The 11,458-nt window shown below is 69.2% G+C and carries 9 protein-coding genes; 6 read left to right on the top strand and 3 right to left on the bottom strand.

The features are described 5' to 3' along the window. Positions 1 to 35: 35 nt before the first annotated feature. The 3 genes from AC3E6M_RS03690 to AC3E6M_RS03680 all read left to right on the top strand — a co-directional run bounded on the left by AC3E6M_RS03690 (position 36) and on the right by AC3E6M_RS03680 (position 3,241). Positions 36 to 962, top strand: a complete 927-nt coding sequence (locus AC3E6M_RS03690; protein ID WP_490529074.1) for a proteasome assembly chaperone family protein — start codon at positions 36 to 38, stop codon at positions 960 to 962. Between the two features lie 270 nt (positions 963 to 1,232). Then, a complete protein-coding gene (locus AC3E6M_RS03685; protein ID WP_138172548.1) occupies positions 1,233 to 2,546 on the top strand; it encodes an RNA polymerase sigma factor in 1,314 nt (437 codons plus the stop codon). After that, positions 2,543 to 3,241: a coenzyme F420-0:L-glutamate ligase gene (locus AC3E6M_RS03680; RefSeq protein WP_490529072.1), complete on the top strand. Its 699-nt coding sequence runs from the start codon at positions 2,543 to 2,545 to the stop codon at positions 3,239 to 3,241. The genes AC3E6M_RS03685 and AC3E6M_RS03680 overlap by 4 nt, the downstream gene beginning before the upstream one ends. Before the next feature lie 332 nt (positions 3,242 to 3,573). On the opposite strand, the gene AC3E6M_RS03675 is transcribed toward AC3E6M_RS03680, so the two are convergent. Continuing rightward, positions 3,574 to 4,596: a sugar-transfer associated ATP-grasp domain-containing protein gene (locus AC3E6M_RS03675; RefSeq protein WP_138172550.1), complete on the bottom strand. Its 1,023-nt coding sequence runs from the start codon at positions 4,594 to 4,596 to the stop codon at positions 3,574 to 3,576. Between the two features lie 46 nt (positions 4,597 to 4,642). Between AC3E6M_RS03675 and AC3E6M_RS03670 the strand changes: the two genes are divergently transcribed. Then, positions 4,643 to 5,287 (top strand): alanine racemase C-terminal domain-containing protein, encoded by a 645-nt coding sequence (locus tag AC3E6M_RS03670; RefSeq protein ID WP_490529071.1) that lies wholly within the window; start codon positions 4,643 to 4,645, stop codon positions 5,285 to 5,287. Beyond that, positions 5,284 to 6,342, top strand: coding sequence for an alanine racemase (locus AC3E6M_RS03665; RefSeq protein ID WP_490529070.1), 1,059 nt, complete (start codon positions 5,284 to 5,286; stop codon positions 6,340 to 6,342). Before AC3E6M_RS03670 ends, AC3E6M_RS03665 begins: the two co-directional genes overlap by 4 nt. 33 nt (positions 6,343 to 6,375) lie before the next feature. On the opposite strand, the gene AC3E6M_RS03660 is transcribed toward AC3E6M_RS03665, so the two are convergent. After that, positions 6,376 to 6,597, bottom strand: coding sequence for a DUF7455 domain-containing protein (locus tag AC3E6M_RS03660; protein WP_138172553.1), 222 nt, complete (start codon positions 6,595 to 6,597; stop codon positions 6,376 to 6,378). A 161-nt stretch (positions 6,598 to 6,758) separates the two neighbouring features. Here AC3E6M_RS03660 and AC3E6M_RS03655 point away from each other — a divergent pair, with 161 nt between their 5' ends. After that, a complete protein-coding gene (locus AC3E6M_RS03655; RefSeq protein ID WP_490529259.1) occupies positions 6,759 to 8,831 on the top strand; it encodes a DNA gyrase/topoisomerase IV subunit B in 2,073 nt (690 codons plus the stop codon). Between the two features lie 137 nt (positions 8,832 to 8,968). Here AC3E6M_RS03655 and AC3E6M_RS03650 read toward each other — a convergent pair whose 3' ends face one another. Beyond that, a complete protein-coding gene (locus AC3E6M_RS03650; RefSeq protein ID WP_490529069.1) occupies positions 8,969 to 11,428 on the bottom strand; it encodes a DNA gyrase/topoisomerase IV subunit A in 2,460 nt (819 codons plus the stop codon). Between the last annotated feature and the right edge of the window lie 30 nt (positions 11,429 to 11,458).

The raw sequence follows: 11,458 nt of genomic DNA, 5'->3' as shown, positions 1-11,458 counted from the left end.
GCCGCCGTGTCCGGGGCGGCTCGTAGAGTGGAGACATGCCGTATCCCGCACCGTTGTACGACCGCGCTCCCGCCGCGCCGCCCGTGCCGTCGGGGCTGCCGCTGGTGATCGCTCTGACCGGCTTCACCGACGCGGGCGGTGCCGTGACACGTCTGGTGGAGTACTTCCGCGACGACCTCGAGCCTCACCCCGTGGTCGTGTTCGAGAACGACATGCTTCTCGACTACCGCGCGCGCCGGCCTCTCATCACCTTCGTCGAAGACCACCTGACCGACTACCGGCCGCCGAAGCTCGAGCTCTCGCTGGCCCACGACTCCCTCGGTCACCCGTTCCTCCTGCTGGCCGGCTACGAGCCCGATTTCCTCTGGGACGCCTTCGTCGAGAGCGTCCTCGAGATCAGCGCGGGGCTGCAGGTGTCGTCCGTGACGTGGGTTCACGCGATCCCCATGCCGGTGCCGCACACGCGTCCGATCGGAACGACCGTCAGCGGGACTCGCAGCGACCTCGCCGAGGCGCACTCGGTGTGGCGGCCTCATACGCACGTTCCGTCCACCGTGGGGCACCTCATCGAATACCGGTTCGCGGAAGCGGGCGCCAAGGTGTCCGGATTCGCCCTTCTCGTTCCCCACTACCTCGGAGACACCGAATACCCGGCGGCCGCATTGGCCGGACTCGACAGTCTCACGGTGGCGACGGGCCTGGTGTTCTCGGGAGAGGTGCTGCGCGAAGAGAACCGTGAGTTCCTCACCAAGGTCACCGAGCAGGTCGAGGGCAGCGACGAACTGACCCGCATGCTGCAGGGCCTGGAAGAGCGGTACGACGCCTACATGGCCGGCTCCACCTCGGCGACCCCGATCATCCACACCGGGGATCTGCCCAGCGCCGACGAACTCGCCGCGGAACTCGAGCGATTCCTCGCCACGCGGCCCGGCGACGACGACCGGCGCGGTCGGCTCGGCTGAGCCGGACCGGATCCCGCAGTTCGTCCACGGGCCGCATCGGGCGCTTTCCGTCTCCACCGGAGGAATACGTCGCGGCGCGCGGTGGTTGTCTACGCACAGATGCCCGGTGCACGTCAAGTCCCGCACCGGGAATGTGAGACAATGAAGAACCTGACCCGTTGTCGGCCGATCCCGGAGCCCGCTCCACAGGATGGGACTTGACAAGGGTCTTACTAGTGTCCGAGAACGACCGGCGGCCGTGCAACGCGCGTTCCCGGTGAAAGGCGAAACGTGGCAGGCACGAACACCAAGACCCGCTCCCGCAGTGCGAAGGACACAGACCTCGACACCGCGGAGGAGCCCACGACCGCGTCGAAGAAGACCGCGGCCAAGAAGGCCCCCGCCAAGGCCAAGGCCGCTCCCGCCAAGGCGAAGACCAAGGCCGGCGCCGACGACGACCTCGATGAGGACGACGTCGAGGAGGACATCGACGAAGAGATCGAGGTCGCCGACGACTCCGACGACGAGTCCGAGGACTCGGCGAAGCCCGCGGCCAAGAAGTCCGACGATGACAGCGACGACGACGACGAGACCCCGGCGACGCCCACCGAGGCCCTCCCGACCGGTGCGATCGTCATCTCCTCGAGCGACGAGGACGACGTCCCCGTCTACTCGGCGCAGATCACCGGCGCCACCGCCGACCCGGTCAAGGACTACCTCAAGCAGATCGGTAAAGTCCCGCTGCTGAACGCGGCCGAAGAGGTCGAGCTCGCCATGCGCATCGAGGCAGGCCTCTTCGCCGAAGAGAAGCTGTCGAACATGTCCGCGGCAGAGAAGACGAGCCAGCTCGGTCTCGACCTGCAGTGGGTCGCCCGCGATGGTCAGCGCGCCAAGAGCCACCTCCTCGGCGCGAACCTGCGTCTGGTCGTCTCGCTCGCCAAGCGCTACACCGGCCGCGGCATGCAGTTCCTCGACCTGATCCAGGAGGGCAACCTCGGTCTGATCCGTGCGGTCGAGAAGTTCGACTACACGAAGGGCTTCAAGTTCTCCACGTACGCCACGTGGTGGATCCGTCAGGCGATCACGCGCGCCATGGCCGACCAGGCCCGCACCATCCGCATCCCGGTGCACATGGTCGAGGTCATCAACAAGCTCGCCCGTGTCCAGCGTCAGATGCTGCAGGATCTCGGTCGCGAACCCACGCCCGAAGAATTGAGCCGCGAACTCGACATGACCCCCGAGAAGGTCATCGAGGTGCAGAAGTACGGGCGCGAGCCCATCTCGCTGCACACGCCGCTCGGCGAGGACGGCGACAGCGAGTTCGGTGACCTCATCGAGGACACCGAGGCGGTCGTGCCGGCCGACGCCGTGGGCTTCACGATGCTGCAGCGTCAGCTCGAGTCGCTCCTGGACTCGCTCAGCGAGCGCGAGGCGGGTGTCATCCGCATGCGCTTCGGCCTGGGGGACGGCCAACCCAAGACCCTCGACCAGATCGGCGACACGTTCGGCGTGACGCGCGAGCGCATCCGCCAGATCGAGTCGAAGACGATGGCCAAGCTGCGGCACCCCAGCCGTTCGCAGTCGCTCCGGGACTACCTCGAGTGAGCGGGCAGGCCAACGCCGGCAAGGCGCTCACCGTCACCGTCGAGGGCACGTCGTACGCCCGCATCCCGATCCGCACCCGGGTCGTCATGCCGGGCGACGACCTCGACGCCTTCATGCTCGAGTACGCGAAGGATGCCGTGCAGCCGGGCGACCTGCTGTTCGTCACCGAGAAGATCGTGGCGATCACGCAGGGCCGCTCGTTCAAGCTCGACACGATCAAGCCCCGCAAGCTGGCGCTCTTCCTGTCGAAGTACGTCACCCGCACGCCCTACGGCATCGGTCTCGGCATGCCCGAGACGATGGAGATGGCGCTGCGCGAGTGCGGCACCCCTCGCATCCTGTTCGCCGCGGCCGTTTCGGCCGTGACCAAGGCATTCGGTCGCAAGGGAGACTTCTACCGCATCGCGGGCGACAAGGCCCGCGCGATCGACGGCCCCACCAAGGGCACGATCCCGCCGTACAACCAGGCGGTCGTCCTGGGTCCGGAGCGCCCTCGTGAGGTCGCCGCGCACCTGAAGTCGCTGCTCGGCGTCGACCTGCAGGTCGCGGTCGTCGACATCAACGACCTGGGCGGCAACATCCTCGGGTCCACCATGGACAAGGCCGGCGAGAAGCGCCTCGTCGCGATCCTGAAGGACAACCCGCTCGGCCAGGGCCACGAGTCGACGCCGCTCGGCATCGTCCGCCCCGCCTGACACCGAACACACGGAAGGCCCGCTCTCTCATCGAGGGGCGGGCCTTCTCGGCATCCGGGAGCGCACAACTCCGGCAGGATCAGTCTGCCGCCGCTCGGAGTAGCGCGCTGGCGCGGGTACGCAGGAGTTGTGCCTGCGCGCGGCCGGAGCGCCCGACACGACCGAGCGCGAAGACGAGGGCGAGGCACTCCCGCGCGGCTGCCATCGCCGAACGACCCCGGAACCGCACAACTCCTGCAGAAAACCGTCGCGACCACGCCGATCGGCGTTCAGGCGCGGGTATGCAGGAGTTGTGCGACCCGCGCGACGGCGGGCCTCATGGCATCCGGTCGTCAGAAGCCGATCGCGGCTTGGTAACGGGGCTTGTGGCCGGTGCGGATGCCGGTGACGCTGGGCTTGTTCTCATAGACGCCGGCACCCCAGTTGCCCTCGACGAGCACGGGTCCCTCGGGGCCGACGACGATGTCCCAGCCGACGTACTGCACCTGCGGGACGACGCGGGCGACCTTGTCGACGAACGCCTTCACCTCGTCGATCATCGGCAGCTGGAAGTCGCCGATGCGGGCCCCGGAGTCGGGGTGGTTCTCGTGCACGTGCCCGTGCGAGTCGTAGCCGGCGCCGAGGGCGTGGCCGTTCTCGTCGAGCATCGTGTAGAAGCCGCCGAAGGTCATCTGGTCGCTCACCGCTCCGCGACCGAACTTCTGCGCCATGGCCAGGATGTGCGTCTTCTCCCCGTCGAAGAACGCCGTGACACGCGTGGTGTTGACGGTGCCGGGGCAGACGGCGGCGAGGTCGTCGTGCTGGCGGATGACCTCTTCGACGAGGATCTCGCCGCGCTCGAGCAATCCGCGGTGGAACTCCGCCCAGTCCTCGATCTCGGCCGCGTGGTAGCGGTGCACGCCGGTTCCGGCCTGGCCCACGGGCTCCTTGGTGACGATCGTGCCGAGACGCTCGGTGAAAGCGCGGAGCTCGTCGACGTTGCCTTGCTCCACGATCATCCAGTCGCGGCGGAGGAACTCGCTGAACCGGCGATCGAACTCGACCTTGTCCTGGAAGATGTAGCGATAGTCGGGGTGGTCGAACTTCTGCGAGATCTGGTTCGACACCGGGTGCGTCATGTACGTCGCGCGCTCGGCCGGGCTGAGGATCGCGAAGTCGTAGTCGATGTAGTCCTGGAAGCCGACGTTCTTCACGCCCGCCTGGTACAGCATGTCGGCGACCACGAGGGGCAGGGCTTTGCCGTGCTGCGCGGAGGCCTCTTTCGCTCGCTCGACCACCGACCCGACGTCGATGCGGCGGGCGCGTCCGGCGAGGTAGCGCAGACGGGTGACGGGGGAGAAACCCTGCTGAGGCATTGAGGCTCCGGGGTCGGGAACGGGGGACCCGGATAGTCTAGATGCCGTGACCTCCGCGCCTTCCGTCCGTGCCGACGCCGGCCGAGGAGTGGCTCCGGTGGCCCGCCTGTCGGAGTCGGCGTTGCGCGCGAACGCTCTTCTCGCTCCCGTCGGGCCCGCCGACGACGTCCTCGCCGTCGACGCGTGGGGCCACGGCGCGGAGTGGGTGGCATCCGTCCTCTCCACGCTGGACGTCGACGCCGGTGCCCTCGACGCGGCGACCCTGTTCGGGCTGCCCGGCGGCGATCCGCGGGCACGGCCCGTGCTGTCGCTGCACGGCCGCGTGCTCGGCACGAAGCCGCTGCGGGCGGGCGAGGGCGTGTCCTACGGCTACACGCACCGCGCCCCACGGGACACGACGGTCGCGCTCGTCACGGGCGGCTACGCGCAGGGCGTCGTGCGGTCCCTCGGCAACGCCGTCGACGTCGCGATCGACGGGCGGCGTCACCGGATCGTCGGCCGTGTCGCGATGGACGTCTGCGTCGTGGACGTCGACACCGCGCGACCCGTCCGCGGTGCCGACGTGGTCTTCTTCGGCGACCCCGAGTCGGGTCAGCCGTCGCTCCGGGAGTGGATGGATGCCACCGGCTGGGGCGCGGGCGAGATCGTCGCGGCCATCGGTGCGCGTGCGGAGCGGACGGTGGGCGCATGACCGCCGAGTACCGGGTCGACCTCGACGCCTTCGCGCGCAATCTCACCCGGGTCCGAGAAGCCATCGCGCCCGCCGAGCACATGCTCGTCGTGAAGGACGACGCCTACGCGCACGGACTCGAGGCGATCGTGCAGCGGGCGACCGACGAGGGGGTCCGGTGGTTCGGCGCCTTCGACGTGGTGACCGGCCGAGCGGTCCGCGCCGTCGCCGGACCGGAGGCCCGGATCTTCGTCTGGCTGCTGGGCGGTGCCGACGACCTCGCGGACGGCATCGCGGCGGGTCTCGACCTCGGCATCGGCGACGAGTCCCTGCTCGACGACCTCGCAGCCCTCCCCGTGCCGCCTGCACCGGCCCGCGTGCACCTCAAGATCGACACGGGCCTGCACCGCAACGGCATCCGTCCCGAACGCTGGGACGCGGCGTTGGAGCGCCTCTCCGGGCTTGTGGATGCCGGCCGCGCCCGGTTCGAGGGCCTGTGGTCGCACATCGCCGAGGCCTCGGATGCCGACGACGACGACGCGCGCGCGATCTTCCTGGCTGCGCGGGAATCCGCCGTCGCCGCGGGGCTCACGCCGCGCTACTCGCACCTGGCCGCCAGCGCCGCGGGGTTCGCCCGAGCGCCGTTCCGTGAAGACCTCGTGCGGGTGGGGGCGTTCTCGTACGGCATCCGCCCCGCAGGCGGACCGGGGGAGTCGGAGTTGGGGATCGAGCCGATCTCTGCCCTCGTCGGCACCGTGACCGGCGTCATGGACGACACGGTGCGCGTGGACGTCGGCTCTCTTCTGGGTATTCCCTCTTCGCTGTCGGGGCGATTCTCCGTCCACACGCCCGCGGGCCCGCGCCTGATGCTCTCCATCGACGCCACCTCTGCGGTGGTCGCAGGATGGCAGGATGCCGCGATCGGCGACGAGGTGACGGTGTTCGGGCGCGGGGGAGTGGCATCCGCGACCGATCTGGCGGAGCTGATCGACACGATCGGCGAGGAGATCGCTCTGCGGGTCTCGCCCGCCATCACCCGCCGCTACACGTCGAACGGGCCCCGTTCCGCTCGGTGAGGAGCGGCGCGAGGCCCGTTCGGATGAGTCTGGTCAGTCGGCGGCGTTGAGACGAGCGGTCTCGTCGTGCCACGACGTCGCGATGCTGCGGAGCTTCTCTTCGTACTTGCGTCCGTGGTGGGCGCAGAAGAGGAGTTCGCTGCCGTTGACCTCGGCGGCGATATAGGCCTGCGCCCCACAGGAGTCGCAGCGATCCGCCGCCGTCAGGCGGTGGTCGAGAACGACGGACGCTTCGGGTGCGGTCGTAGTGGTCATCTCGGGTGCCCTCCTCGTGGTCGTTGGGCGAGTCTGTCAATAGAACCACGGGGACGTTTCCCTTATGCCGCGTGGGCCTGACATTTCGCTGTGCGCGTACGTCGGCCCCGCGGGGCCGTGTGTCTGCAAGCCGATGTCGGGGCCCCCGATTACGCTGGGAGATCGTGACGTCCGAGTATTCCGCCCATCATCTCCAGGTCCTCGAGGGCCTCGAAGCGGTACGCAAGCGCCCGGGCATGTACATCGGTTCCACCGATTCCCGTGGCCTCATGCACTGCCTGTGGGAGATCATCGACAACTCCGTTGACGAGGCGCTCGGCGGGCACGGCTCGCGGATCGAGATCGTCCTCCACGGCGACGGCAGCGTCGAGGTGCGTGACCGCGCCCGCGGCATCCCGGTCGACGTCGAACCGCGCACCGGACTCACCGGCGTCGAGGTCGTCTTCACGAAGCTCCACGCCGGCGGCAAGTTCGGCGGCGGCTCCTACGCGGCCTCCGGCGGCCTTCACGGCGTCGGTGCGTCGGTGGTCAACGCGCTGTCCGAGCGTCTCGACGTCGAAGTCGACCGCAGCGGCAAGACCTACGCGATGTCGTTCCACCGGGGTGAGCCGGGTGTGTTCTCCGGCGACGGCCCCGACTCGACCTTCACCCCGTTCGAGCGCAGCAGCGAGCTCCGCGTCGTCGGCAAGGCCCCGCGCGGCGTGACCGGCACCCGCATCCGGTACTGGGCCGACCGCCAGATCTTCACGAAGGATGCCGCGTTCGGTTTCGACGAGCTCGTGCAGCGCGCGCGTCAGACGGCGTTCCTCGTTCCCGGGCTCGAGATCGTCATCGCCGACCAACGGGGCGAAGAGCCCGTAGAGACGAGCTACCGCTTCGACGGCGGCATCTCGGAGTTCGCCGATTTCCTGGCCCCCGACAGCGCGATCACCGACACGTGGCGCTTGACCGGCACGGGCACCTTCACCGAGACCGTCCCGGTACTCCAGCCGGGCGGGTCGATGGTGCCGACCGACGTCGAGCGCGCCTGCGAGGTCGACATCGCCGTGCGCTGGGGCACGGGCTACGAGACCACGACACGGTCGTTCGTCAACATCATCGCCACGCCCAAGGGCGGCACGCACCAGCAGGGCTTCGAGCAGGGGCTCATGAAGATCCTCCGGACGCAGGTCGAGCAGAACGCCCGCAAGCTCAAGGTCGGCAACGACAAGATCGAGAAAGACGACCTCCTCGCCGGCCTCACCGCCGTGTTGACGGTGCGCCTCCCCGAGCCGCAGTTCGAGGGACAGACCAAAGAGGTGCTCGGCACCCCGGCCGTGCGCCAGATCGTCGCACAGGTGGTCACGAAAGAACTCGCTGCCCGCTTCGCCTCGCCCAAACGCGATGACAAGGCGCAGACGGCGCTGCTGCTCGAGAAGGTCGTCTCCGAGATGAAGGCGCGCATCTCCGCGCGCACCCACAAAGAAACCCAGCGTCGCAAGAACGCCCTCGAGTCCTCGTCGCTCCCGTCGAAGCTCGTCGACTGCCGCTCGAACGACGTCGCCGACTCCGAACTCTTCATCGTCGAGGGCAACTCGGCGCTCGGGACGGCGCGCGACGCGCGCAACAGCGCCTACCAAGCGCTCCTCCCCATCCGCGGCAAGATCCTCAACACGCAGAAGGCGTCGATCAGCGACATGCTGTCCAACGCCGAATGCGCGTCGATCATCCAGGTGATCGGGGCCGGCTCGGGTCGTTCGTTCGACCTCGACGCGGCCCGCTACGGCAAGATCATCCTGATGAGCGACGCCGACGTCGACGGCGCCCACATCCGCACGCTGCTGCTGACGCTGTTCTTCCGGTACATGCGGCCGCTCGTCGAGGCCGGGCGCGTCTTCGCCGCGGTCCCGCCGCTGCATCGGGTGATCGTGATGAACCCGGGCTCCAAGCCCAACGAGACGATCTACACCTACAGCGAGCAAGAGCTGCACGCCCTGCTGGCGAAGCTCAAGAAGTCCAACAAGCGCTGGCAGGAGCCGATCCAGCGGTACAAGGGCCTGGGCGAGATGGATGCCGATCAGCTCGCGACCACCACGATGGACCGCGCCGGCCGCACGCTGCGCCGCGTTAAGGTCCGCGACATCGAGGAAGCCGCCAAGGTCTTCGACCTGCTGATGGGCAGCGACGTGGCCCCGCGCCGCGAATTCATCGTGGACTCCAGCGACCGCCTGGCGCGCGAACGCATCGACGTCTGACCCGCGGCTTCCGGCCGAGGCCGTTCGTGCCGGCCCGACTCGGTGTGACGGCCCGAACCCGGTGCGACCGCCCGCCGCGGCGGGGGACCACGCCGAGTCAAGGCACGCCCCGAGCGGGTGCCCCCACGAGGGGCGACTCAGCGGATCGCGGTGCCGATCGCGCCGACGACCGCGTCGAGAGGCGTTCCCGAGGCGTCGCGCTTGGCTCCGGGTTCGGGCAGCGTCCGTACGGCACCGTCGGCGCCGACCGCGCGGGGGTCGGACCCGACCCATGCCAGGACGAGCGCATCCTCGCCGCGCAGCAGACGCTGTGCCCGCACGCCACCGGTCGCGCGCCCTTTCGCAGGGAACTCCGTGAAGGCCGAGACCTTGGCGCTTCCGGCATCCGCACCGGTGAGAGCGGCCGACGAACCGGCCACCGTCACGACGACCGCGTCGAACGCCGAACCCCCGACGACCGCGAAGGCGATGACGTGCGCGCCGTCGGACAACCGGATGCCGGACATCCCGCCGGCCGAACGCCCTTGCGGTCGCACGGACGAGGCGTCGAACCGCAGGAGCTGCGCGTCGCTGGCCACGAAGACCAGTTCTGCGGCGTCCGATGCCGGGGCGGCACCGACGACCCGGTCGCCGTCGCGCAGAGCGATGATCTCGATCTCGGGCTTCGTGCCGAGTTCGGTGGCCGCGACGCGCTTCACGATGCCCTGGGCCGTACCGAGAGCGATCGGCGGACCGTCGATCAACGGCACGAGGGCGACGACCTGCTCGCCCTTGCCGAGCGTCAGGTACTGCTCGACCTTCGTGCCCGCGGCCACCTGGACGGCGTTGCCCGGCACCGAGGGGAGGTCGACGGGGGAGAAGCGCACGAGACGTCCGGTCGAGGTCACCGCGCCGATGTCGCCCCGGGTCGTGGTGTCGACCGAGGAGCGGATCGCATCGTGCTTGGCCCGGCGCGTGGGCGGCACGACGCCGCCGCCGGGGGCATCCGCGGTGAGCTCGGCGCGCACCATCCGCCCGGTGGCCGAGAGGAACACCCGGCACGGAGCATCGGCGATCTGCAGGTCGGCGGCTGCCGCAGCCTTGGCCGACCGGGGCTGCACCGGACCGCCGTTGAGCAGCATCGTGCGGCGGGGCGTGCCGTACGCCTCGGCCGCCGCCTCGAGCTCGGTCGCGACTTGCGTGCGCAAGAGGGTCTCGCTGCCGAGCAGCTCGACGAGCTGGTCGATCTCGGCCTGCAGTTGATCACGCTCGGCTTCGAGCTCGATGCGCGAGAACTTCGTCAGACGCCGCAAGCGGAGCTCGAGGATGTACTCGGCCTGGGGATGCGAGAGGTCGAAGACCTCCTGCAGACGCGTGCGGGCCTCTTCGCCGTCATCCGAAGAGCGGATGACCTGGATGACCTCGTCGATGTCGAGGATCGCGATGAGCAGACCCTCCACCAGGTGCAGGCGCTCGCGCTTGCGGGCCAGGCGGTACTCGCTGCGGCGCGTGATGACGCGCAGACGGTGGTCGAGGTAGACCCGCAGCATCTCCCGCAGTCCCAGGGTCTGGGGCTGGCCGTCGACCAGTGCGACGTTGTTGATGCCGAAAGAGTCCTCGAGCGGCGTGAGTCGATAGAGGTGCTCGAGCACCGCCCGCGGGTCGAAACCGGTCTTGATGCCGATGACGAGCTGCAGCCCGTGCTGCCGGTCGCTGAGGTCGGTGACATCGGCGATCCCGGTGAGCTTCTTGGACTGCACGGCGTCTTTGATCTTCTCGATCACACGCTCGGGTCCGACGAGATAGGGCAGCTCGGTGATCACGATGCCCGTGCGGCGCGGGCCGAGCGACTCGATCGATGCCTTCGCTCGCGTGCGGAAGGACCCGCGGCCGTGCGTGTACGCGTCCTTGATGCCGTCGAGCCCGACGATGATGCCGCCCGAAGGCAGGTCGGGGCCGGGCACGAACTCCATGAGATCCTCGACCGTGGCATCCGGGTTCTGGAGGAGGTGCGTCGCCGCCCCGACGACCTCGATGAGGTTGTGCGGGGCCATGTTCGTGGCCATACCGACCGCGATACCGGTGGCGCCGTTGACGAGGAGGTTGGGGAAAGCGGCCGGCAGCACGTCGGGCTGCTGGAACTGCCCGTCGTAGTTCGGGATGAAGTCGACGACGTCCTCGTCGAGGTTCTCGGTGAGCGCGAGCGCGGGCGGCGCCAGTCGCGCCTCGGTGTACCGGGGAGCGGCGGGGCCGTCGTCGAGCGAGCCGAAGTTGCCGTGCCCGTCGATCAGAGGCACCCGCAGCGAGAAGTGCTGGGCCAGACGCACCAGGGCGTCGTAGATCGGGGCGTCGCCGTGGGGGTGCAGCTTCCCCATGACCTCGCCGACGACTCGCGCGCTCTTGACGTGACCGCGGTCGGGCCGCAGACCCATTTCGGCCATCTGGTAGAGGATGCGGCGCTGTACGGGCTTCAGACCGTCGCGGGCGTCGGGGAGCGCCCGCGAGTAGATGACCGAGTAGGCGTATTCGAGGAAGGACCCCTGCATCTCGGTCGAGACATCGACGTCTTCGATGCGCTCGGCGACGGGGGAAGCGGCGGAGGAACGGGAATCGGGCATAGGTACGGCCTCGGGTCGGGCGGGCGTCGT

The sequence above is a fragment of the Microbacterium sp. SCPM-O-B-15248 (M128) genome, from assembly GCF_058214835.1.
This window is presented reverse-complemented; position numbering and strand designations above follow the sequence as displayed.